This is a genomic window from Flavobacterium sp. B167r (genome assembly GCF_056824315.1).
In genome coordinates this window covers 3796331-3819738 of record NZ_CP124859.1, presented here as the reverse complement: position 1 = coordinate 3819738, position 23408 = coordinate 3796331, and the positions used below count along the sequence as shown (strand labels likewise).

Genomic DNA, 23408 nt, shown 5'->3' with positions numbered 1-23408 from the left:
AGCATTAAATCTTTTATTTTGCACCAAATATTGCATCTTTAATGAAAAAACAATTATACAAATTCATATTTTTTAAGCTAATGGGCTGGAAAATAGTAGGTCTCGAAAATGTTGAAGTGAAAAAATGTGTATTAATGGTGATGCCTCACACGAGCAATCATGATTTTTATCTTGGACTTTTTACTCGTGGAATCTCAGGAGTTCAAATGAATTGGGTAGGAAAGAAAGAATTATTCCGATTTCCGTTTGGTTATTATTTTAGAAGTGTTGGAGGCGAACCTTTAGATCGTTCTGGTGGATTGAATAAAGTAGATTCAATTGCTGCTATTTTTGATAGAAAAGAAACCTTTCGTTTAGCTGTTGCACCAGAAGGAACGAGAAAAGCAGTAAAAGAAATAAAAACTGGATTTTATTTTATAGCGCTTAAAGCGAATGTTCCAATAGTTCCCGTAACTTTTGATTGGGGCAAGAAAGAAGTAAATCTTGGCGAGGCATTTTTTCCAACTGGAAATTATGAAGCCGATTTAGAAATCTTAAAAAAACATTATATAGGAGTTTTGGGAAAAATTCCTGAAAATGGCTTTAAATTATAATTTTGGAGAATTTATCCAAACGCGTGAGAATCGCGTATTTGAAAATTTTCTAGACAAAGAGTCAAATACGCGCTAATTTTAAATCATGGAGAATAAGCTTTAAAAGTTCCATTTTTGTAGAACAAGACTATTTTTTCAATTTCATCATCTTCCAAATTAAAATTTGCATTTTTTGGAGCTGCTGATTTTTTTGTTTCTTTTTTTTCTTCTTCATTTATTTCATTCGAAGTAAATAAATCAGCACTAACATTTTTATTCGATGGAAGAGAAGGTGGGATATTTGAAACTTCGATTTCTTCATTATTTTTAGGAAAATTTCCTCTTCCAATCAAAATCCAATATAAATCTACATCTGGAAAAACCTCCAGAATTTTCATAACAAAATCTAAACTTGGCTTGTTTCTTCCAGACAGAAGATGAGACATACTAGAGCGTTGTACTCCAATTTTATCGGCAAAGGCAGATGCATTTAAACCATAATAATCTAATAGAGTTTCAAGTCTTTTTACAAAATCGTCTATGTTTACCATTGTAAATTATTGCTTTAAATTATTCTATTTACAAATGTAAACAAAAAGAAATATACCAACAATATAATTGTTGCAATTTTAATAGTAATTTAGCTTTATGTTAAATAAAAAATTTAAATAAGTATTTATAATTATCTGAAATTTATATATTTAATATTGTAAATCTAATTTAATAGACTCAATTGAAACAGGTTGGAATTTTTTATAACAAATGTTATTTAAAACTGTTTACAATTCTAAATTATTAATTTTTTATTTTGTTTACAATTGTAAAAATAAAGATATTTACTTTTGTAAACTAATCAACACACAATGAATTTAGAACAGCTTTTTACACAATATAAAGAACAGTCAATATCTGGGAGATATCTTACTTTAGACCATATTAAACCTCTTTTAGATAAGTTAAACACTAATGGCCAAGTGGAGATTATTGGCAATTCTGTTTTGGGAGAACCTATATATAGTTATCAAATCGGAACTGGAAAAGTGCGTGCTTATCTGTGGTCACAAATGCACGGAAACGAAAGCACAACAACAAAAGCTTTATTTGATTTCATTAATCTATTAAATAACAATACTGATTTTGCTAAGCAAATGCTGGATACATTTACATTCTACTGCATTCCGATTCTAAATCCAGATGGCGCAAGACTTTATACGCGAGTAAATGCCAACGAAGTAGATCTAAATAGAGATTCCCAAGACCTAACACAGCCAGAAAGTAAAGTTTTGCGTCAAGCATTTGAGAAATTCAAACCAGATTTTTGTTTTAACCTTCACGACCAGCGTACTATTTTTGGAGCAGGCACGACAGGAAAACCAGCAACAGTTTCTTTTTTAGCTCCTTCTTATAATGAAGAAAGAGAAGTGAATGATAACAGATTAAAAGCCATAAATATCATTGCAGGAATCAATGAAGAACTTCAAAAATATATTCCAGGGCAAGTGGGTCGTTTTGATGATTCCTTCAATATTAATTGTATAGGAGACACTTTTCAATTTTTAGGAGTTCCAACCATCTTATTTGAGGCAGGACACTTCCCAGAAGACTATGATCGTGAAATAACAAGAAAATTCATTTTTTTCTCGTTAATTTTAAGCTTTAAGCAAATTTTCGAAAACGATTTAGTAGATAATCGATTTGGTGAATATTTGAATATTTCACAAAATAACGTGGTTTTTTATGATTTTATGTATAAAAATGTCAAAATAAATTATGATGGTATCGAAATTATTACGAATTTTGTCGCACAATACAAAGAAGAATTAATCGAAAATAAGATTCATTTTAACGCCTACATCGTTGAAGTAGGTGACTTGGAAAATTATTTTGGTCATTACGAATACGATGCAAAAGGAGCAGAATATTCGGACGATTTCCAAAATCTTCCTAAAACGGGTCAGAAAGCAAATTTTTATTTAAATAAAAATGTTAAATTTGTTAACGGATTAATAAAAAGTTAATTTTTATGTGAATTTGTTGTTTTTTATATATAATTTTATACTTTGTAATAGCAATTAGTAATATTAATTAAACAATTATGAGTAAATTTCGTTTAGATGAAGTAGATCACCAGATTTTAGATATGTTAATAGACAATACGAGAGTTCCGTTTACTGACATTGCAAAAAAACTATTGATATCTGCTGGTACAGTACATGTTAGAGTAAAAAAGATGGAGGATGCCGGTATAATCATGGGATCTTCATTAGCCTTGGATTACGATAAATTAGGTTATTCATTTATTGCTTATGTAGGGGTTTTTCTTAATAATACATCTCAAACTAAATTTGTATTAGAAAGAATTAATCAAATTCCATTCGTTACTGTAGCATCTGTAACTACAGGAAAATTCAACATCTTTTGCAAAATTAGAGCAAAAGATACTAAACACGCGAAAGAAGTTATCTTCATGATTGACGATATTGAAGGTGTTTACAGAACAGAAACAATGATTTCATTAGAGGAAAGTATAAACGATAAGAAGCGTTTGATGCATACTATTTTCAAAAATATGTAAGAACTTTTCTTGAATGCTATATTAAATTATAACCTCAAGTTTATTCTTGGGGTTTTTTTATGACTAATTAACCAACCAACTATAACACGATTATGTATACGTTGCCAAAAATTGAACGTTTTAATCAAGATGTTCTATCAAAATACCACATTTATAATAGTGTTTTTATAACATTACCTTTTGATTCTATAGATAATACGGGAGTTTTACTTCCTTTATTTACAGAAACTTGCGAAACGGGCTTTAAAAAACAGGAAACTCCAAAAGAAATTGTTGATTTCTTCTCAAATAAATTCTTAAGCAATTCTTCCGAAGCGGAAAAAATCGATCTTATGTTTCGATTTATTCAATACATTGAACGTCAAATTGTATTATTTGATGCGATTGAAGATGCCGCTTTTCCAGAAGTTAACAACATGGAAGGACGTGGTTCTCTTCGCGACATTAAAGAGAAATCTGATGCGAAGGAGAAAGACGATGAGTTAATTGAGTTTCTAGAAAACTTCAATGTTCGTACGGTCTTAACAGCACATCCAACTCAGTTTTATCCTGGACCAGTTTTAGGAATTATAAATGATTTGACAGAAGCAATTCGTCAAAATGATTTGCTACAAATTAAACAATTGCTAGCTCAATTAGGAAAAACTCCTTTTATTCAGAAAGAAAAACCAAATCCTTACGATGAAGCGGTAAGTTTAATTTGGTACCTAGAAAATGTATTTTACGCTACAGCTGGAGAAATTGTACATTATCTTCAAAAAAACATTTCAGAAGGAACTCCAATTCAAAACCAATTAATTAAACTTGGTTTCTGGCCAGGAGGTGACCGTGACGGAAATCCTTTTGTTACGACAGAGATTACACTCAAAGTTGCAGATCGTCTACGTACTTCTATTTTAAAATGTTATTATGTAGAAATGAGAAATTTAAAAAGAAAGTTAACTTTCTCAGGTGTAGATACTTTAGTAGCAGAACTTGAACATAAACTTTATCGTTCTGTATTTTATTCTAAAGGTGATATTTTTATCACTCTAGAAGAATTATCAACGCAATTGGATAAAATTCGAACTATAATTATTGAGAAACATCAATCTTTATATTTGGATGAATTGGAAGCGCTTTTAGTGAAAATCAATTTATTTGGATTCCATTTTGCAACTTTAGACATTCGTCAAAATAGTAAAATTCATAATGTAGTATTCAAAGACGTGGTGGATCATTATTTGAACTCTGGCTCTGATATTTTCCCTAAAAACTATTTCGAATTGACAGAAGATCAAAAAATTGATGTTTTATCGAAAGTTAAAGGAAATTTAAATCCAGCTGATTTCGAAAATGAAATTACAAGATATACTTTAGAATCTGTTCAAGCTATTAAAACTATTCAACATAATAATGGTGAAGAAGGAGCGAATCGTTATATTATCAGCAATAATGAAAGCGCTCTAAATGTTATGGAGACTTTTGCCATGATTCGTTTGAATAATTGGGAGAAGCCAACTGTTGATATTATTCCGCTTTTCGAATCTGTGGATGATTTACAAAATGCGCATACTATTATGGAGCAATTGTATACGAATCCAGAATATGCAAAACACTTGAGATCAAGAGGAAACAAGCAAACTATTATGCTTGGATTCTCTGACGGAACTAAAGATGGTGGGTATTTAATGGCTAACTGGAGTATTTATCAAGCTAAAATCTTGTTGACTAAAATTTCTAGAGAATACGGTATTAAAGCAATTTTCTTTGACGGACGTGGTGGACCTCCTGCTCGTGGCGGTGGAAAAACACACAAATTTTATGCGTCTCTTGGTCCAAAAATTGAAAACAACGAAATTCAAATTACAGTTCAAGGTCAAACTATTAGCTCAAATTTTGGAACTTTAGATTCTTGTCGTTATAATATCGAAAACTTATTGAGTGCCGGTGTTACAAACCAAGTATTTAGTAAAGAGAAAAATGAACTGAGCGCTGAAGAAACTCAAATTTTGACAGATTTAGCCAATTTAGGTTACGAGAAATATTTAAGTTTCAAAAATCATCCGAAGTTTATTCCGTACTTAGAAAAAATGAGTACGTTGAAATATTATTCTAAAACAAACATTGGAAGTCGCCCTTCAAAAAGAAGTAAATCTGAATCTTTAGATTTTGCAGATTTAAGAGCAATTCCGTTTGTGGGTTCATGGAGTCAATTGAAACAAAATGTTCCAGGATTCTTTGGAGTAGGATCTGCTTTAAGACATTTTGAAGAATCTGGACAATGGAATAAAGTAAGTGATTTGTATCATAATTCATTATTTTTCAAGACTTTACTTGAAAACAGTATGATGTCATTAGCAAAATCATTCTTGCCATTGACGGCTTATATGAGAAATGATCCTGAGTTTGGTGAATTTTGGCAGATTATTTACGATGAATTCTCAGAGACAAAACGTCTTTTATTAAAAATTGCAGATCACAAAACTTTAATGGAAAATTATCCGGACGGTATTGCTTCAATTCAAATTAGAGAACGTATTGTTTTACCATTACTGACAATTCAGCAATATGCTTTGTTAAGAATTAACGAGTTAAACAAAGAGCAAAATCCTGATGAAGAATTGATTAAAGTTTATGAGAAAATCGTAACAAGATCTCTTTTCGGAAATACAAATGCAAGTAGAAATTCAGCTTAAAATAAAAAAAATGAGAGCAGCAGAATTATTAGAAAATGAATATTCAGGTCGTTTTGGAACTTATGTTGAAGCAGCTGGAGATGGTATTTTAATTGAAGAATTGGAAATTTCTCTTCATGAATTTATCCGATTTGTTCAAAATATTCCGATAGATAAATTTGATTATCGCTACGCAGAAGGGAAGTGGACAATCAAAGATATTATTCAACATGTTATAGATACGGAGCGAATTTTTGCTTATCGCGCTTTACGTTTTTCAAGAAACGACAAAACACCTTTACCAAGTTTTGAAGAAAGTGATTATGCAGATAATACCGATTCAAACAAGAGAAGTATTCAAGAATTACTAACTGAACTTTCAGCCGTAAGACATTCAACTTTATTGTTTTATAAAAGCTTATCTGAAGAACAGCTTAAGAGAATTGGCACAGCTTCTAATAATCAAATTTCTGTTCGCGCTTTAGGTTTTGTCATGATTGGACATCAAAAGCATCATCAAAAAGTTTTTGAAGAAAGATATTTGTAAAAGATACTTATAAAAAAAGCTGTACTTAAAGGTACAGCTTTTTTGCTTTTATAAACGTGGGCATCGACTCTGCTTAGCCTGACAATAGATAGTATGTCAGGCTGAATAGAGTCAAAGCTTTTTTATGCTTTTTGATTTTTTCTCTCAATAGAAGCCAAACCAAATCGAATCTTATCGTAAGACATTTTTTCTTCAAAATAATCAAAGTACGGTTTTAGTGCATTTGGATTTTCTAATTCAATTTGTGCTTTTGTTATTTGTGAAATTTCATCTTCAGAAACAAATTGACTTAAATCTAAGTTGTAGCCGTCAACATATAATTTTGCTAAATGAGAAATAATTGTCGTTTGGCTTAAGTTTCGTTGTTCAGCAATCTCTTCTACAGAAATTCCGTTTTCAAATAATTCTAACGTTTTTTTATAGGTGTTATCTTTTTTCTCTTTTTTAACAACCGATTTATTTCTGTGAAATTTAATAATTGCTTTTATAAAAGTGTCTCCATATTTTTCGAGCTTAGCTTTTCCAACACCTTCAACAGCAAGAAAATCTTCATCGGTCATTGGTCGTAAAATTTCCATTTGTCTTAATGAGGCATCACTGAATATGACATAAGCAGGAACCTCTTCTTCCTTTGCAATTTCATAACGCAATTTACGTAATGTTTCAAAAAGAGAATTTTTAGCAATTTTAGGTTTCGCTTCTTTAACCTCACTTTTATCAATTACTTTTTTAATAACCGTCGTTAATTTTACTTTTTCGCCTTCAAACAAAACTTTCTTTGCAAAAGGAGTGAGTAGAATTTTGTTGTGCTGATGAAATGCAATTTCGCAATATCCTAAATTAATTAATTGAATAAGATATTGATTCCAATCATACCAAGAAACATCATCGCCAATTCCGTACGTTTTTAGCTCTTGATAATTTTTTTCGTAGATATACGCGTTTCTCGAGCCTCTTAAAAAATCGACAATTACAGCTAGAGGTTCAGATTCCTTCAAACGTACAATAGCAGACAATGCTTTTTGCGCGAGAATCGTCCCATCGAAAAAAGTTGGAGGATTTTTGCAAATATCGCAGTTTCCGCAATTCTCAGTTACCAGTTCTCCAAAATAAGACAACAAGATTTTTCTTCTACAGCTTACGGCATCAGCATATTGTTTCATTCGATCCAACTTAGCAAGTTGAATGTCTGAGTTCAATCCTTCTGATGCAAATTTTTGCAACTGAATTACATCAGCATAACTTTCAAATAAAACCGTTTCGGCTGGAAGTCCATCTCGGCCAGCACGTCCAATTTCTTGATAATATCCTTCTATGTTTTTTGGAAGATTATAATGAATTACCCAGCGAACATTAGATTTATCAATCCCCATTCCGAAAGCAATTGTTGCACAAACGACTTGACAGTCATCATTTATAAATTGATCTTGAGTCTTTGCGCGCGTGTCATTATCTAAACCAGCATGATAAGCTTTTGCCTTAATACCGTTTTTTTTCAACTTTTCGGCTAGTTCTTCTGTTGTTTTGCGGCTTAAACAATAAATGATTCCAGATTCATTGGGTTTATTTTCAATAAAATCAATGATTTGTTTCACACGATCTAAAGCAGGACGAACTTCCAAACTTAAATTTTCACGATCAAAAGAAGCGATAAATGTCTTCGGATTCTTTAAATTTAATTGTTTTGATATATCTGTACGTGTTGCTTTATCAGCTGTAGCAGTCAATGCTAAAATTGGAGTAGAAGGGAAGCGACTTTTTAAATAACCTAAATTAGTGTAAGCTGGTCTAAAATCGTGTCCCCAAGATGAAATACAGTGTGCTTCATCAATTGCTATTAAACTAATGTTCAACTCGTTAAAAGCCATATCCAAATAAGAAAGACTTTCTGGTGCGATATAAACCAATTTAAAATGATTGGATTTTAAATTATCAATATAATATTGCTGCTCTTGCGATGATTGTGAACTGTTAATGTAGCAAGCAGAGATTCCGTTAGTTTTTAAACTATCAACCTGATCTTTCATTAAAGCAATCAAAGGTGATATTACAATTGTAATTCCTGGCAAAATTAAAGCTGGAAGTTGAAAACATATTGATTTTCCTCCTCCTGTAGGCATAATTGCCAAAGTATCTTGTCCGGATAATATCGTATTAATTATGGTTTCTTGGTTGGGTCTGAATTTTTCGAAACCAAAATTCTCTTTTAAAGTAGTATGTAAAATGTCTGAAGTCATAGGCGTATATTTTTTATTCAAGATTTAAATGTAAAAATAATCCTATAAAAATAAAAATATAATTAGTTTTATTATTTCTGCATATCATAAAAAAAGGAACTCCGAAATAGAGTTCCTTTTATTTATTAAAAAGAAAATGAATTAATCTTCATCATCTTCGTCTTCATCATAATCAGTGTCAGCTTTGTCGTCATCGTCTTCATCATCATCTTCACCGCCATCTGTATCAGGCTTGTCTAGATTATCATCCTCTTCATCGTCATCGTTGCTAATATCATCATCAAGATCTAGACCTTTAACTTGTGCAATTGCATCTACGTCAACATCAATATCATCATCTTCATCGTAGTTTTCAATTCTGTCTGCAAGCTTAGTACTAATTTTTACCAAGTAAATTGTATCTTCAGTACGAACTTCTACAGCTTCAACCAATTCGTTTTTAGCATTTCTAAAACGGATTACATCCGAATCATCATAACCATCAGGAAATTTCTCAACCAAAAGGTTTAAAATTTCATTGGTAAGTTTGGCGTAGTCTACTATAACTCTTTTCATAAATTATTTTATAAATCTAATAAATATGCAAAAATTAACGGAGCAACAATTGTAGCATCCGATTCAATAATAAATTTAGGGGTTTTGATGTCTAATTTACCCCAAGTGATTTTTTCATTTGGAACTGCTCCAGAGTAAGAACCATAACTAGTTGTTGAATCTGAGATTTGGCAGAAATAGCTCCAAAATGGAACATCGTGCATTTCCATATCTTGGTACAACATTGGTACAACACAGATAGGAAAGTCACCCGCGATACCACCACCGATTTGGAAGAATCCAATTCCGTTTGAACTGTTTTTTGGATACCAATCCGCAAGGAAAGTCATGTATTCAATTCCAGATTTCATGGTAGATGCTTTTAAATCTCCTTTAATTACGTATGAAGCAAAGATATTACCCATTGTACTATCTTCCCATCCTGGAACGATAATCGGTAAATTTTTCTCTGCAGCTGCATACATCCAGCTATCTTTTAGATCAATTTCATAATATTCTTCTAAAACGCCAGACAACAACATTTTATACATAAATTCGTGAGGGAAGTAACGCTCACCTTTATCATCAGCATCTTTCCAAATTTTGTAAATGTGTTTTTGTAAACGACGGAAAGCTTCATGCTCAGGAATACAAGTGTCTGTAACACGGTTTAATCCTTTTTCTAATAAAGCCCATTCGTCTTCTGGTGTCAAATCACGGTAGTTAGGAACTCTCTCGTAGTGAGAATGAGCTACTAAATTCATGATATCTTCTTCTAAGTTTGCTCCAGTACATGAAATAATATGCACTTTGTCTTGTCTGATTACTTCGGCAAAAATTTTACCAATTTCTGCTGTACTCATTGCGCCAGCCATACTTACCAGCATTTTAGCACCATCAGCTAATTGCTGCTCGTAAGCTTTTGCAGCATCTACTAATGAAGCAGAGTTAAAATGCAAATAATGTTTTTCAATAAACTGACTGATTGGTCCTTTCATTTTTTTTGTTTTTTTTTTTTTGAATTAAAAAGTTTAACCTTTTTGGATGTTAATGCAAATTAAGAATTTTAAATAACTTCTTTTACTTAACCTGCCGTTTTTTTATAACTTTTTTTTGTAGCCTAAAATCTTTAAAACATCGTCTGAAGTCTGTTGTTCTGAGAACACTTCTGTTGCCAGAATTCCGTTTTCATCGCGATCAATTAAAATATGTTTTGGCTGTGGAATCAGACAGTGGTGCAGACCGCCGTATCCTCCAATTGTTTCTTGATAAGCGCCAGTATTAAAGAATCCAATGTATAAAGGTTTCTCTTTGTTGTACTTAGGCAGGTAAATTGCATTCATGTTTTGCTCAGAGTTGTAATAGTCGTCACTATCACAAGTCAGACCTCCCAACAGTACCCGCTCGTAAGTATCATTCCAGCGGTTAATAGCCAGCATGATAAAACGTTTATTTATAGCCCAAGTATCTGGTAAAGTGGTAATGAAAGATGAGTCAATCATGTTCCATTTTTCTCTATCATTTTGTTGTTTTTGATACAAAATCTGATAGATTGCACCACCGCTTTCGCCTACTGTAAACGAACCAAATTCCGTAAAAATATTTGGAACATCCACTTCAGCTTCATCACAAGCAATTTTAATCTGATTGATAATTTCATCAATCATATATTGGTAATCATATTCAAAGGCAAGTGAGTTTTTAATAGGGAAACCACCACCAATGTTCAAGCCGTCTAGAGTAGGGCACTCTTTTTTAAGAGCAATGTAAACTTTAATACATTTTACAAGCTCATTCCAGTAATATGAAGTATCATTAATTCCAGTATTGATAAAGAAGTGAAGCATTTTCAGCTCTAATTTATCATTTTCCTGGATTTGTTTTTTATAGAAAGAAACTATGTTTTTGTAACCAATACCTAATCTAGAGGTATAAAACTCAAATTTAGGCTCTTCTTCAGCAGCAATACGGATTCCAATTTTGAATTTCCCTTTAATTTCTGCTTGAAGCAAATCTAACTCTTCATAGTTATCAATAATCGGAATAGTATTTTTATGTCCGTTGTTGATTAATCTGCCAATATTAGTAATGTATTCGTCTCTTTTGAAACCGTTGCAAATTACATACGTACTTTTGTTGATTTTTCCATTTTCTAATAAATTCTCAACAATGTTCACGTCAAAAGCAGAAGAAGTTTCGATATGAATGTTATTCTTGAAAGCTTCGTTCATAATGTATTCAAAATGAGAGCTTTTTGTGCAATAACAGTAATAGTATTTTGCGTCGTATTTATTTTTTTCCATCGATTTCCTGAACCAAGCTTTTGCTTTGTTGATGTTTTCAGAAATTTGAGGAAGATAAGTGAATTTTAATGGCGTACCATATTGTTCAACCAATTTCATTAAATCAATATTATGAAATTGTAAGTTGTCCTTGTTGAGTTTAAATTCCGTTTGTGGAAAATAATATGTTTGGTTTATTAGATCCGAATATTTTGTATTCATTTATTTATCAATATTTAGAGATTGTAATTATAACTTAATTTTAGGCTTTTAGGGACTTAATCTTAAATTCAAACTCTAATATTGGCAAATATAATCGGCAGTTTTTCATGCTCTGCTTTTGTACATTGGAAAACATCAAAACAAAGAGGACTTTTACTATTATAAAAACGGTCCAACATTCTTAATAAAGAACTGTTGAGTCTGTTTCGGTAAGAGCTAAAGCGCCTTTGATGCTTGTTTGTTTTCATGGGGCAAATGTAAAAAATAATATATACCAAATGCAATGCTTTTGATTAAAAAAAGTTTAAGATTTATAATCTTCAAACGCTTCTAGAATCAATTTATTTTCAACGGATTGGTTAATTTTTATTTTCCCGATTCCTTCAATTAATGCAAATTGGATTAAACCATATTCATTTTTTTTGTCATGAATTAGCAATTCTAAGATCGGATCGATGTCTTTTTCCTCAAAAATTACATCGTCGTAAATGTCTTTTATTACAGCTTTGATTTCTCTGTATTCTTCTTGAGAAATTAATCCTTTTTGAAGAGAGATATAGCTTTCCAAAATCATTCCAACCGCAATAGCTTCTCCATGAAGTAAAGTAGTCTTTTCTTCGCTTTCTAAATAATAGCCTTCAATTGCATGTCCTAAAGTATGCCCGAAATTTAAGGCTTTACGAATGTTTTTCTCAGTCGGATCCTGAATGACGATTTCATTCTTGATTTCAACAGAACGATAAATCAATTGATCTAATTCATCAAAAACAATTGATTTTAAATCTGAAAACTGTCTCCAGTATGGTGCATCATATATTAAACCGTGCTTTAGCATTTCAGCCAAACCAGAACGCATTTCGCTTTGCGGTAAAGTTTCTAAATATTGCGTATCAATTAATACCATTTGAGGTACATTGATAACTCCAATCTGATTTTTAAGATTTCCTAAGTCAACTCCTGTTTTTCCTCCAACAGAAGCGTCAACCATAGACAATAAAGTAGTCGGGATATTGATGAAATCTACACCTCTTTTAAAAGTAGATGCAACAAAACCACCTAAGTCTGTTACAACGCCACCTCCTAAATTAATAATAAGAGATTTTCTGTCTGCACCAAGTTCAGTCAAGATATTCCAGATCTCGATACAAGTTTCTATATTTTTGTTTGCTTCTCCAGCTTCAAATTCTATGATTTCGATTGCTAAATCCGTTTCCAAAAGCGGAATAAATCTAGACAAGCAATATTCATTAGTCTGATCATCAACAATTATAAATATGTTTGAATATTTATTTTCTCTTAAATGTTTATTTAAAGCTTCGTAAGCATTCTCATTAAAATGTACGAGATAATTATTGGCTTGAATAGATTGCATAGTTCTTTCGGTTAATTTAAAGCGCAAAATAAGGCATTTTTAGCTTAATAATATTCAAATTTTAAGGCTAATTTGTGTAAAATACGGGTTTGCTTCTTTAAATTTAAGATAAAATTCTTTTAACTAGTAAACATTTACTTCATAAATTAATGCTTTTGACATTCTTATTAATAATATACAAAAATATGATGCCGTTTGATAAAGAATATTCAAAACACTCTCTATATTTGCATAAAAAATAAATTTAATGGAAAAGATATTCGACAACACCCAAGTTGCGTTTTCACTAAAAAGCGACACTGAGCTTGATAGAGCTTATTTCCTTTTCAAAATGATTGACAGTGAACCTCTTGTAAGAATTGGAACAGCTGTAACTAATTTTGCAATTAAAGCTCATTTACCAGTAGAAGGATTAATTCGTGCAACTGTTTTTGACCATTTTTGTGGTGGTGTAAACGAAAACGACTGTCTTACTGTTGTAGACAAAATGTTTACAAAAGGAGTATCGTCTGTTTTGGATTATTCTGTTGAAGGAAAAGAAGAAGAAGAGCAGTTTGATGCCGCTTTAGAAATGACTTTAAGAACAATCGATTTTGCTAAAGAACGTTTGGCAATTCCGTTTGCAGTTTTTAAGCCAACTGGTTTAGGCCGTTTCGAATTGTATGAGAAAATAGGAGAAAAACAAACTCTTACTCCAGCAGAACAAGCAGAATGGGATAGAGTAGTAGTTCGTTTCGATAAAGTTTGCGGAGAAGCGCATAAAAAAGATGTTGCCTTACTAATTGATGGTGAAGAAAGTTGGATGCAGGATGCTGCTGATGATTTGGTTACCGACATGATGCGTAAATACAATAAAGATAAAGCGATTGTATTCAATACTTTGCAAATGTACCGTTGGGATCGATTAGATTATTTGAAAAAACTTCATGAAGTTGCAAAAACTGAAGGTTTCTATATCGGAATGAAATTGGTTCGTGGTGCTTACATGGAAAAAGAAAATAAAAGAGCAGAAGAAAAAGGTTATGTTTCTCCAATTTGCGTTTCTAAAGAAGCTACCGACGTTAACTACGATAGTGCTGTTCAATATATGTTAGAACATATTGATAAAATGGCCATTTTTGCAGGAACTCATAACGAATTGAGTTCATACAAATTAATGGAAATGATGGCTGAGAAAGGAATCGCTAAAAACGATTCTAGAATCTGGTTCGGACAATTATATGGAATGAGTGATAATATTAGTTACAACTTAGCTGAAAACGGCTATAATGATGCTAAATACTTGCCATTTGGACCTGTTAAAGATGTTATGCCATACTTGATTCGTCGTGCAGAAGAAAACACTTCAGTTGCTGGACAAACAAGCCGAGAACTATCTATGATTAAAGCTGAACGTAAACGTAGAAAAGGGAAATAATTTTTCCGTTTTCTGTCTCAGTTTACATATATAAAAAAAAACTCCAATCTTTTTGATTGGAGTTTTTTTATTGTCAGATTGAGCGGAATCGAAATCCTTATGAATTACTAAACTGTAAATTACTTAAGTTCTTATAAATTCCGTTTTCTAAGTTTATTAATTCCTGATGTGTTCCTTCCTCGGAAATTTTTCCGTTGTCTAAAACTAAGATTTTGTCAGCATTTCTAATTGTAGAAAGGCGGTGAGCAATGATAATACTTGTTCTTCCTTCCATTAAAACTTCCAAAGCCTCTTGAACCAGTTTTTCGCTTTCACTGTCTAAAGATGATGTAGCTTCATCTAAAATCAAAATACTTGGGTTTTTAAGCAATGCTCTTGCAATTGCGATACGCTGGCGCTGTCCTCCTGAAAGTTTAACTCCACGTTCTCCAACCAAAGTTTCAAATTTTTCTGGAAAACCATCCACAAAATTGAATGCATTAGCTTGTTTAGCTGCAACGATAATTTCTTCGTCAGAAGCATTTGGATTTCCGTAAGCAATATTTTCTCTAATTGTTCCTCCAAATAAAATAACATCTTGAGGAACGATGCTCATATTTCCGCGGAGATCTTCTAAATCATAATCATAAATATTTTTCCCATCCACCAATATTTCTCCAGAAGTTATATCGTAAAAACGCAATAAAAGAGAAGAAATTGTAGATTTTCCAGCACCACTTGGTCCAACTATCGCTATTTTTTGTCCAAATTCGGCATTGAAGTTCACATCTTTTAAAACTTGAACTTCTTTTCTTGACGGATAACTAAAAGCAACATTATTGAAAGCTACATTTCCTTTTATTTTTTCAACCGCAGAAAGTCTTGGTTTAGCGTTGATTTCTTCAGGAGTTTCTTCTAACAATTCAAAAACACGTTCTGTAGCGCCAACCGCTTTTTGAATTTGCGCATACATTTCGGCAATTCCTCCAAAAGAAGCACCAATAAAAGTGGTATAAAGAACGAATGAAATCAAATCACCAACGCCTTCAACTTCACCTTTAATAGTTAATGTGATTCCGTACCAAACGACAGCAACCACACATCCGAAAAGGCAAAGAATAATAAATGAAGCAAAATAACCTCTGTATTGACCACCTTTGATAGCAATTTTCACAATTTCTCTAATCTTGTTTTTATAACGCTGAATTTCATACCATTCGTTAGCAAAAGCTTTTACATTGCTAATTCCTTGTAACGTTTCTTCAACAATAACCTGACTTTCGGCAACTTTGTCCTGAGTTTTTTTTCCGTATTTACGAATGAATCTCCCGAAGATAACGGCTGCAACCGCCACAAGAGGAACAATTGCCAACATCATTAAAGTTAATTTTGGACTAATATTTCCTAAGATTATAAAACCTCCAATAATTAGAATAAACTGGCGTAAAAACTCAGCAATAGTAGTACTAAAAGTATCTTGCAATTGCGAAATATCAGCACTAATTCTACTGTTAAGTTCTCCAACACGTTTTTGAGAATAAAATGACATTGGTAATTTGATCAGATTCTCATATAAAGCAAAACGAATGTTCGAAAGTGAGTTTTCTGTAAAGTTGACAAACAATGAAATTCTAAAAAAAGAAAAAATAGCTTGAAGAATTAAAATTGCCAACAATCCCATTGCGATTTCGTTTGCTCTAGAAAGGTCTTTATTGGTAACACAGTCTACTAACATTCCCATTAGTTTAGGAAAGGCTAGGGCAGTGGCGCTTGTTAAAAATAGAAAAATCAAACCTAGGAAGAATTTCCATTTGTGGTTTTTAGCGTATTTAAAAATTCGGAGTGCTTTTTGAAGGGAATTAGAGTTTAATTTAGCTTTCGGTAAATCATTTTCTTGAAATCTTGCCATTTGAATATACAATTAAGGTACGCAAAGGTATGACTATAGCAAATGAATACAAAAAGAATATTCCGAATTAGCTTTGGAGTATTTGATTTTTAACTAAAATTTAAAAGTTATGGATTTTTTTACTTTTTTAATTCACTGATAAATAGATTTATAAATATTTTACGGATTTTTTTTTCATATTTTTCAAAAAAAGGCTTGCAAATATAAAATCTAGCTGTATATTTGCACTCGCAATCACAAACGATAGCAACCTAGTAAAATAGGGCGATTAGCTCAGCTGGTTCAGAGCACCTCGTTTACACCGAGGGGGTCGGGGGTTCGAACCCCTCATCGCCCACAGAATTCCAAAAACTCCAAAGTCTTATGATTTTGGAGTTTTTTTTTATCTTTGAACATCAGAAAACTAATACTTATTTATGGAACAGAAAATTCATCAAGGAAGAAACGTAAAACGTTTCAGAGAAATGCTTGGAATCAAACAGGAAGCATTAGCTTTTGATTTGGGAAATGACTGGAATCAAAAGAAAATTTCTATGCTAGAGCAAAAAGATGTAATTGAAGATGATATACTTAAGGGAATTTCAGAAGCATTAAAAATTCCGGTTGAAGCGTTTAGGAATTTTGATGAAGAGCAAGCTGTAAATATTATTGCAAATACATATTCATTTCAAGATTTTAAAGATAATGCGGTCGCTTCTGGATTTAGCTATCAGCCCTCTTTCAATCCTGTTGATAAAATCGTTCAATTATATGATGAAAAAATTGAATTATACGAACGGATGTTGAAAGAGAAAAATGAAATGATGGTAAGGCTTGAAAAACTGATCAATAAATAGTTATTATAAAATATTATTTGCATTAAGAGACTTTAGTGTCTACAAAAACTCCAAAGCCTTATGATTTTGGAGTTTTTTTATGCCTTCTTTATTTCAATAAATAGGATTTTGAACATCTTCAACTATAAATCTTTCATCAATAGCTTGCTCCACTACTGTCGATGGCATGCCAAATTCTGTTATGGCAAGATCTAGTACTGACTCAATTTCCATCCCTTCTGTTGCCCAACATTCTATAATTTCAGTTGGGCCAGTATCTGCACAATAAATAATTTTTTCAGAACCTACTAACTTAGCGAGTGCTTTACTAAAATTGAATATAAATTCTCTATGCGCTTCATATTTTAAATTAGCATATTTATGTTCAGGCAGATAAGTAATATCAATAGTTCGTTTATTAAAATACAAAAATCCAAAATAAGTATTTAACAAATGGGATATATAACCGTATTCCGAAACTAGTTCGGGAGTTTCGTTATTTTTCCAGGAATCTAACAAATCAATTTCAGTAATGTTTTCCCAAAAGTATTCTTTTTCAAGAATTGATAATATTCGTTCAACAGTTGCGCCGTGTTCTATCTTACTATTAATTCCTTTAAGATAGACATCCTTAAGCTCTTTGTTCTTGTTCAATAAATTAGGGAAATCCATAATTTCTTTTGATGTAAGGTTATGTCCGATTATAACGTTTAGATCAACTCCCATTTTGTTTTTATTTTTTTAATTACACTTATACTTTTATTTTCTCTAAAAAAATCTTCTATCGATACTTTAATATTTTGGCGAAATATAATTTATTATTTCTTCTCTTATTTCATTATATCTTTCAATATCATTCTTCAATATTCCCTCGGCATCATATTTTATTGCGTACGTTTTGCTACTATCTTATTTCCATTTTGTAATAAAAACAAATTTGAAATTTCTCCTTTTTCGTTCTTTTCAAACTGTATTTGTGCATCTACTACTTTATAGAAAAATAACATTTCACTTTCTGCAAATATCCTGAACGTATCTTGTCCTGTCAATTGTGAAAATAGCTGGTCTTTATCTAATGAAATTTTGATTTCAAATTTTTTTTCAACTTCATAAGTCCCAACAAACTTTTGAAGTTCTTCAGCTGCAATACTAATTTCTTTTCTGAATTTTTGCACAGGCAACGGTTTATTATACAAAATACTTCTAATTGCTTTTGAAGGAATTGATACGTTGTTGTGATTTTGAAGTATTATTATTGTTTTATCATTTGTAATATGTCTGTCGATAAAACTTACATAACCTGGCCAACCACCATTATGATTTGCAATTTTTCCAAAATCAGGGTTATTTTCTATTCCCCAGCCAAAACCATAATTCCTTTTAGCTCCGTCTTTCAGAGTTGCTAGTTCAAAAACTTCTTTTATTCCCTCCTCTGTGAGTAATTTATTGCTGTATAATGCTCTATCCCAAATCAATAAATCCTTTACAGTTGAATTAACTCCTCCATCTCCAACAACACCATCAAGCCAAATAACTATTTTAGTTTCTTTCAATTCGTCTGGTAAAACATATTTTTTCAAACTATCGGAGTAAACATAACCAAAAGCATAATTGTCAATTTTCTTTGGCGATAATCTACGATTGTACACAAAGGAATTTTTCATTTTCAACGGTTGGAAAATAGCTTTGTTTAGATAGTCCGCATATGTCAAACCAGATGCTTTCTCAATTATTGATGCCAATAGTGCATAGCCCGTGTTGCTGTATTCCCATTTAGTATTTGGCTCAAATAATATTTTTGGTTGATGTTTACTAAATATATTAATGATGTCTTTGTTAGTGGCAATTTTAGATTTGTCAAATAAACTATCCATAAGGCTCATATAGTCTGGTAGACCTCCTGTATGATTTAATAAGTTTCTTACAGTTATACCTTTATAAAAAGAAAGTTCGGGTAAGTATTTTTTAATGTCATCGTCCAAATTCAACTTCCCTTTTTCTTTAAGTATCATTATACCCATAGCTGTGAACTGCTTTGAGCAAGATGCCAATTCAAAAATCGAATTTTCGTTTAATTTAGCTTTTGTTGTTTCGTTTGCAAGTCCAAAACTATGGCTGTAAACAACTTTTCCTTTTTCTGCAATTAGAAAATTTCCATTGATTTTCTCTTGTGAATAAAGAGAATTGAGTAAACTGTCAATTTTTTGAATTCTGTCTTGTCCAAATGTAAGATGTCCAATTAAAAGAAGTCCGATTGTAATTGTTAATTTCATTTATTATTTCTTGTTAATTAATGTTATGTGAGATGTCTCGCAAAATTGCCGTCAACTAGTATACTATTGACAACATCAGACATATCACCTCTCAATTGAGTAGATATATCTTGATAAAGGTTAGGGTCAAATATATAACAATAAGTATTTAAAATATCAAAAGGATTTTTAATTTATCGAATATTTTCTTACTAAAAGTGAGTATGATTCCGATGATCTTTCTACTTTGAAAATTAGCGAAGAAATATGATTTTAATCGAAGTGAGTTTTTTCAAATCATGCATAAAATGGTTCGTAAAGAAGTTCTAAAGGGCCAGAAATTTTTAAAAACTCCAAAGGCATATGATTTTGAAATTTTGTATGCCTCAAAAATAACTTTAAAAGAACTCCATAAAAACATCATCTAATTTTACGCTTAATAGCTTTTCCTGATAATAATTCATGTTCCATTTTATAAGATGAAACATAAAAGAGTTTTAAAATTAGATTTCAAGCCTTAAATTTATGATTGCCTTAAATTTTATAAGCAAAACCTACTTAATAAATTAATTACACCGAAAACTTAATTATTATGAAAGTACAAATCCGCCTTTTGCTGTTCTTGTTTTTAAGCAACACATTTATCAGTAATGCTCAAGATGTTTTACCATTTCCACAAACTCCTTCAGCAAGTAAAGCAGGTGCAAGTATGGCAGAATCTGTTCATAAACGCCGAATTGAAAAATCAAATCTTCCTGCCAACGCGCCAAATATCATCATTATCTTAATAGATGATGCCGGGCCAGGTTTGTCAAACACTTTTGGTGGAGAAGTAAATACACCAGCATTATCAAAATTAGCAAATCACGGAATTTCTTATAATCGATTTCATTCGACAGCAATGTGCTCGCCAACACGTGCTTCTTTATTGACGGGACGAAATCATACCAGAGTAGGATCTGGACAAATTACGGAATGGGCAAATGACTGGGATGGTTTTAGCGGACTTATTCCTAAAACTTCTGCAACAGTGGCCGAAGTTTTAAAGAATTACGGATACAGCACATCCGCTTTTGGGAAATGGCATAATTCTCCGCCTTTGGAAACCTCTAAAGTTGGACCATTTGATTTCTGGCCAACAGGTTATGGTTTTGAATATTTCTATGGATTCTTAGCAGGAGAAACTTCTCAATACGAACCTACATTAATTAAAAATACAACTTACGTTGCAGCTCCAAAAACTGCTGAAGAAGGGTATCATCTTACGGATGATTTGGCTGATAATGCCATTCAATGGATGCATGACCAAAGATCTGTAAATCCAAATAAACCCTTTTTTATGTATTGGGCTCCAGGTGGAATTCACGGGCCACACCAAGTAAACAACAAGTGGGCTGATAAATATAAAGGTAAATTTGATGATGGATGGGATGAATATAGAAAACGTGTATTTAAAAGAGAAAAAGAATTAGGATGGATTCCTCAAAATACAAAACTTACTGAGCGTCCGTCAAATATGGCTGCATGGAGTGACATTCCGGAAAGTGAAAAACCTTTTCAAAGAAGGCTAATGGAAGTATTTGCCGGATTTGCCGAACATACGGATTATAATGCAGGAAGAATTATAGATGAATTAGAGAAAATGGGAATTGCTGACAATACGCTTATCTTCTATATCTGGGGCGACAATGGTTCAAGCTCTGAAGGACAAAACGGAACTATAAGTGAATTATTGGCTCAGAATCAAATTCCGACAAAAATTGAAGATCATTTAAGAGTACTAAATGATGAATTAGGAGGATTAAGTGCTTTAGGAACTCCAAAAACAGATAATATGTATCATGCTGGCTGGGCGTGGGCAGGATCAACTCCTTTTAAAGGAACAAAATTATTAGCCAGTTATTTTGGAGGAACACGTCAGCCAATGGTTATTTCTTGGCCTAAAAAAATTAAAGCTGATAAAACTCCTCATGCGCAATTTCATCATGTAAATGATATTGTTCCAACTATTTATGAGGCGTTACAGATAAAAGAACCTAAAAAAGTAAACGGCTATGATCAGGATCCAATCGACGGAGTGAGTATGGTTTATACATTTAATGACGCTAAAGCGAAAGATCAAAAACATACTCAGTTTTTTGATGTAATGGCAAGTCGCGGAATCTATCACGATGGTTGGTTTGCAAGCACTTTTGGTCCGAGAGTTCCGTGGATGACCGTAACTCCGGGAATCGACAAATGGACTCCTGAAAAAGATGTTTGGGAATTGTATAATATCGACGAAGATTTTAGTCAGGCTACTGATTTGGCAAAGAAAAATCCAGCAAAATTAAAAGAATTGCAAAATTTATTTATGGAAGAATCTGTTGCCAATAAAAACATGCCAGTAGGTGGTGGATTGTATGTTTTATTGCATCCAGAAGCCATTAAAGCAAATCCTGCGACAGAGTTTAATTATACAGGAAATATGACCCGATTACCAGAATTTGATGCGCCAAGAATTGGCTACAACTCTAATAAAGCCATAATTGAATTGAACACTTCTGAAAATGCTAATGGCGTTTTATTTGCAATAGGAGGTTATGCTGGAGGTTTGACTTTATTTGTTGAAAACGGTGTTCTAAATTATGAGTACAATTTGTTTGAAATACAAAGAACCAAATTAAAAGCAAAATCAAAATTAGAGAAAGGAAAATCGACTATTGAAGTTGTTTTTAAAAGAATCCCAAATAAAGAAAGTCCAAAATTGAGTGGGGCAGAAGTAACTATTCTTGTCAATGGCAAAGAAGAAATAAAAGGAATTGTACCCACAATTATTAATTCAGGTTTCTCTGCTAATGAATGTTTTGATATTGGGACAGATTTGGGTTCGCCAGTGTCGCAAGCTTATTATGAAAAAGCGCCTTTTAAATTTAATGGAACAATTGAAAGTGTGAATATTAAATATTTGAAATAATAAAAATGATTAGAATGTTTGTTTTATAATATCTGCAAAAAAAACTCCTTAATTTCTTAAGGAGTTTTTTTATGCTATGTCTTTAAAGACTTTATATTTTTATTTGTTTTGAAAATAAATTTAAAAAAACGCATCAAAACTTTCTTTCTTAGATTTTTGGTACTTGCTAATGTAAGTATCTAAAAATCCGCTTTGTTTTAAGAATTGCAGTGGATCTTTTATATTCAGAATCTCATTAATTGCTTTTTGCTTGTCTTTTTGTTTATTGAAATAAGATTCTATTATTTTATAACCCATCCAATAGCCAAGATCATTTGGTCTGTCGTCTTTTTTGGAAGTTCCATACAACCAATCTTGATTATCTGTATTTTTTAATCTTGATACAAATTCTTGACATAATTTAGCGCTCCAAATTGGTATGAAAACTGATTAATTGATTCTCCCGAAATAAGTTCGCCAATAAAATCTGCGCCGCCTTCCATCAAACACCATTTTAAGAGCATGTCTTTACCTGTTATATTTTGCTGATAATGTATGAGTTCGTGCGCAATTAAACCCGAAATTCCATCTAGATTTTGAAGCTTTTCTATTCCGATAACAACACCTTCAGGAGCAGAAGTTCCACCCGAATTGAATCTTCCATAAACAAAATAAATAGGTGGGAATTTTGCCTTTGGATACCAATATTTTAATGCGCTGTAAATAGCTCTCACTCGTTTTTCTTTAGAAGAAAGACCTTCTAGAATATTTCGTGAAAGTTCATAATCTGCTTTTCTTTTTTTCACAACTGTAAAAAGAGAATCGGCATTGATTATTCTGTTTTCAGTAAACGCTCTAACTCCAGGAGAACCTTTCTGCATATACTCAACAAATGGATTTTCTTTTGTTTTGTCCATTTTGTCAAAGGCTATCCAGAAATTTTCCGAATCTTTTGTTTCAAAAATGGCATCTAAAGGATTATCTGAGAAGTTATTTTGCCCGAAAATAGGATTTTGAATATAAATTATTGTCAACAAAACAATTAGCTTTAGCTTCATACGTTTTTTAGTTTAAGGTTGCTCTTCTGTAAGATTTTAAAAATG

The 23408-nt window shown here is 31.9% G+C and carries 19 protein-coding genes and 1 tRNA gene; 9 read left to right on the top strand and 11 right to left on the bottom strand.

The window, feature by feature from the left end; genetic code table 11:
- The first annotated feature begins 41 nt into the window (after nt 1-41).
- Nucleotides 42-593, top strand: coding sequence for a 1-acyl-sn-glycerol-3-phosphate acyltransferase (locus QLQ96_RS17130; RefSeq protein WP_482492015.1), 552 nt, complete (start codon nt 42-44; stop codon nt 591-593).
- Between the two features lie 83 nt (nt 594-676).
- On the opposite strand, the gene QLQ96_RS17125 is transcribed toward QLQ96_RS17130, so the two are convergent.
- Nucleotides 677-1123 (bottom strand): helix-turn-helix domain-containing protein, encoded by a 447-nt coding sequence (locus tag QLQ96_RS17125; RefSeq protein WP_482492014.1) that lies wholly within the window; start codon nt 1121-1123, stop codon nt 677-679.
- A gap of 312 nt (nt 1124-1435) precedes the next feature.
- On the opposite strand from QLQ96_RS17125, the gene QLQ96_RS17120 reads away from it, so the two are divergent.
- The 4 genes from QLQ96_RS17120 (at nt 1436) to QLQ96_RS17105 (ending at nt 6351) form a co-directional block, all read left to right on the top strand.
- The gene (locus QLQ96_RS17120) at nt 1436-2590 is read left to right on the top strand and encodes a M14 family metallopeptidase (RefSeq protein ID WP_482492013.1); all 1155 of its coding nucleotides are present in this window, start codon (nt 1436-1438) and stop codon (nt 2588-2590) included.
- Between the two features lie 77 nt (nt 2591-2667).
- Nucleotides 2668-3147 (top strand): Lrp/AsnC family transcriptional regulator, encoded by a 480-nt coding sequence (locus tag QLQ96_RS17115; protein WP_007805990.1) that lies wholly within the window; start codon nt 2668-2670, stop codon nt 3145-3147.
- Between the two features lie 92 nt (nt 3148-3239).
- Nucleotides 3240-5825: a phosphoenolpyruvate carboxylase gene (locus QLQ96_RS17110; protein ID WP_482492010.1), complete on the top strand. Its 2586-nt coding sequence runs from the start codon at nt 3240-3242 to the stop codon at nt 5823-5825.
- Between the two features lie 10 nt (nt 5826-5835).
- A complete protein-coding gene (locus QLQ96_RS17105; protein WP_482492009.1) occupies nt 5836-6351 on the top strand; it encodes a DinB family protein in 516 nt (171 codons plus the stop codon).
- A gap of 122 nt (nt 6352-6473) precedes the next feature.
- Here QLQ96_RS17105 and recQ read toward each other — a convergent pair whose 3' ends face one another.
- From recQ to aroB, 5 genes are all read right to left on the bottom strand, one after another.
- Complete coding sequence (gene recQ, locus QLQ96_RS17100; protein ID WP_482492007.1) at nt 6474-8588, bottom strand: DNA helicase RecQ; 2115 nt, start codon at nt 8586-8588, stop codon at nt 6474-6476.
- A gap of 141 nt (nt 8589-8729) precedes the next feature.
- Nucleotides 8730-9143 carry a DNA primase gene (locus tag QLQ96_RS17095; RefSeq protein WP_482492005.1) on the bottom strand — a complete coding sequence of 138 codons (414 nt, stop codon included), beginning with the start codon at nt 9141-9143 and terminating at the stop codon, nt 8730-8732.
- An 8-nt stretch (nt 9144-9151) separates the two neighbouring features.
- A complete protein-coding gene (locus tag QLQ96_RS17090) occupies nt 9152-10120 on the bottom strand; it encodes a deoxyhypusine synthase family protein (protein ID WP_482492003.1) in 969 nt (322 codons plus the stop codon).
- A 102-nt stretch (nt 10121-10222) separates the two neighbouring features.
- On the bottom strand, nt 10223-11626 hold the full coding sequence (locus QLQ96_RS17085) for a type III PLP-dependent enzyme domain-containing protein (protein ID WP_482492002.1): 1404 nt from the start codon (nt 11624-11626) through the stop codon (nt 10223-10225).
- A gap of 304 nt (nt 11627-11930) precedes the next feature.
- Nucleotides 11931-12998: a 3-dehydroquinate synthase gene (gene aroB, locus QLQ96_RS17080; RefSeq protein WP_482492000.1), complete on the bottom strand. Its 1068-nt coding sequence runs from the start codon at nt 12996-12998 to the stop codon at nt 11931-11933.
- Between the two features lie 247 nt (nt 12999-13245).
- Between aroB and QLQ96_RS17075 the strand changes: the two genes are divergently transcribed.
- A complete protein-coding gene (locus tag QLQ96_RS17075; RefSeq protein ID WP_482491999.1) occupies nt 13246-14415 on the top strand; it encodes a proline dehydrogenase family protein in 1170 nt (389 codons plus the stop codon).
- A 97-nt stretch (nt 14416-14512) separates the two neighbouring features.
- Here the strand turns inward: QLQ96_RS17075 and QLQ96_RS17070 are convergent, their stop codons facing one another.
- On the bottom strand, nt 14513-16303 hold the full coding sequence (locus tag QLQ96_RS17070) for an ABC transporter ATP-binding protein (RefSeq protein WP_482491997.1): 1791 nt from the start codon (nt 16301-16303) through the stop codon (nt 14513-14515).
- A 262-nt stretch (nt 16304-16565) separates the two neighbouring features.
- On the opposite strand from QLQ96_RS17070, the gene QLQ96_RS17065 reads away from it, so the two are divergent.
- Both QLQ96_RS17065 and QLQ96_RS17060 read left to right on the top strand, forming a co-directional pair.
- A tRNA-Val gene (locus QLQ96_RS17065) sits at nt 16566-16640 on the top strand.
- 79 nt (nt 16641-16719) lie between these two features.
- Nucleotides 16720-17139, top strand: coding sequence for a helix-turn-helix domain-containing protein (locus tag QLQ96_RS17060; protein WP_482491996.1), 420 nt, complete (start codon nt 16720-16722; stop codon nt 17137-17139).
- Between the two features lie 93 nt (nt 17140-17232).
- Here QLQ96_RS17060 and QLQ96_RS17055 read toward each other — a convergent pair whose 3' ends face one another.
- Nucleotides 17233-17844 (bottom strand): hypothetical protein, encoded by a 612-nt coding sequence (locus tag QLQ96_RS17055; RefSeq protein WP_482491994.1) that lies wholly within the window; start codon nt 17842-17844, stop codon nt 17233-17235.
- Nucleotides 17845-18002: 158 nt separating this feature from the next.
- Nucleotides 18003-19391, bottom strand: coding sequence for a serine hydrolase (locus QLQ96_RS17050; RefSeq protein ID WP_482491993.1), 1389 nt, complete (start codon nt 19389-19391; stop codon nt 18003-18005).
- A 571-nt stretch (nt 19392-19962) separates the two neighbouring features.
- On the opposite strand from QLQ96_RS17050, the gene QLQ96_RS17045 reads away from it, so the two are divergent.
- Nucleotides 19963-22326, top strand: coding sequence for an arylsulfatase (locus QLQ96_RS17045; protein ID WP_482491992.1), 2364 nt, complete (start codon nt 19963-19965; stop codon nt 22324-22326).
- Nucleotides 22327-22446: 120 nt separating this feature from the next.
- On the opposite strand, the gene QLQ96_RS17040 is transcribed toward QLQ96_RS17045, so the two are convergent.
- Together QLQ96_RS17040 and QLQ96_RS17035 are read right to left on the bottom strand one after the other, a co-directional pair.
- Nucleotides 22447-22674 carry a gliding motility protein GldB-related protein gene (locus QLQ96_RS17040; protein ID WP_482491990.1) on the bottom strand — a complete coding sequence of 76 codons (228 nt, stop codon included), beginning with the start codon at nt 22672-22674 and terminating at the stop codon, nt 22447-22449.
- Nucleotides 22675-22697: 23 nt separating this feature from the next.
- Nucleotides 22698-23363, bottom strand: coding sequence for a hypothetical protein (locus QLQ96_RS17035; RefSeq protein ID WP_482491989.1), 666 nt, complete (start codon nt 23361-23363; stop codon nt 22698-22700).
- Nucleotides 23364-23408 lie beyond the last annotated feature (45 nt).

What these genes read in the sequence shown, in the direction of transcription:
- QLQ96_RS17130 (WP_482492015.1), top strand. Translation starts at nt 42, where the DNA reads ATGAAAAAACAATTATACAAATTCATATTTTTTAAGCTAATGGGCTGG.
- QLQ96_RS17125 (WP_482492014.1), bottom strand. Translation starts at nt 1,123, where the DNA reads ATGGTAAACATAGACGATTTTGTAAAAAGACTTGAAACTCTATTAGAT.
- QLQ96_RS17120 (WP_482492013.1), top strand. Translation starts at nt 1,436, where the DNA reads ATGAATTTAGAACAGCTTTTTACACAATATAAAGAACAGTCAATATCT.
- QLQ96_RS17115 (WP_007805990.1), top strand. Translation starts at nt 2,668, where the DNA reads ATGAGTAAATTTCGTTTAGATGAAGTAGATCACCAGATTTTAGATATG.
- QLQ96_RS17110 (WP_482492010.1), top strand. Translation starts at nt 3,240, where the DNA reads ATGTATACGTTGCCAAAAATTGAACGTTTTAATCAAGATGTTCTATCA.
- QLQ96_RS17105 (WP_482492009.1), top strand. Translation starts at nt 5,836, where the DNA reads ATGAGAGCAGCAGAATTATTAGAAAATGAATATTCAGGTCGTTTTGGA.
- recQ (WP_482492007.1), bottom strand. Translation starts at nt 8,588, where the DNA reads ATGACTTCAGACATTTTACATACTACTTTAAAAGAGAATTTTGGTTTC.
- QLQ96_RS17095 (WP_482492005.1), bottom strand. Translation starts at nt 9,143, where the DNA reads ATGAAAAGAGTTATAGTAGACTACGCCAAACTTACCAATGAAATTTTA.
- QLQ96_RS17090 (WP_482492003.1), bottom strand. Translation starts at nt 10,120, where the DNA reads ATGAAAGGACCAATCAGTCAGTTTATTGAAAAACATTATTTGCATTTT.
- QLQ96_RS17085 (WP_482492002.1), bottom strand. Translation starts at nt 11,626, where the DNA reads ATGAATACAAAATATTCGGATCTAATAAACCAAACATATTATTTTCCA.
- aroB (WP_482492000.1), bottom strand. Translation starts at nt 12,998, where the DNA reads ATGCAATCTATTCAAGCCAATAATTATCTCGTACATTTTAATGAGAAT.
- QLQ96_RS17075 (WP_482491999.1), top strand. Translation starts at nt 13,246, where the DNA reads ATGGAAAAGATATTCGACAACACCCAAGTTGCGTTTTCACTAAAAAGC.
- QLQ96_RS17070 (WP_482491997.1), bottom strand. Translation starts at nt 16,303, where the DNA reads ATGGCAAGATTTCAAGAAAATGATTTACCGAAAGCTAAATTAAACTCT.
- QLQ96_RS17060 (WP_482491996.1), top strand. Translation starts at nt 16,720, where the DNA reads ATGGAACAGAAAATTCATCAAGGAAGAAACGTAAAACGTTTCAGAGAA.
- QLQ96_RS17055 (WP_482491994.1), bottom strand. Translation starts at nt 17,844, where the DNA reads ATGGGAGTTGATCTAAACGTTATAATCGGACATAACCTTACATCAAAA.
- QLQ96_RS17050 (WP_482491993.1), bottom strand. Translation starts at nt 19,391, where the DNA reads ATGAAATTAACAATTACAATCGGACTTCTTTTAATTGGACATCTTACA.
- QLQ96_RS17045 (WP_482491992.1), top strand. Translation starts at nt 19,963, where the DNA reads ATGAAAGTACAAATCCGCCTTTTGCTGTTCTTGTTTTTAAGCAACACA.
- QLQ96_RS17035 (WP_482491989.1), bottom strand. Translation starts at nt 23,363, where the DNA reads ATGAAGCTAAAGCTAATTGTTTTGTTGACAATAATTTATATTCAAAAT.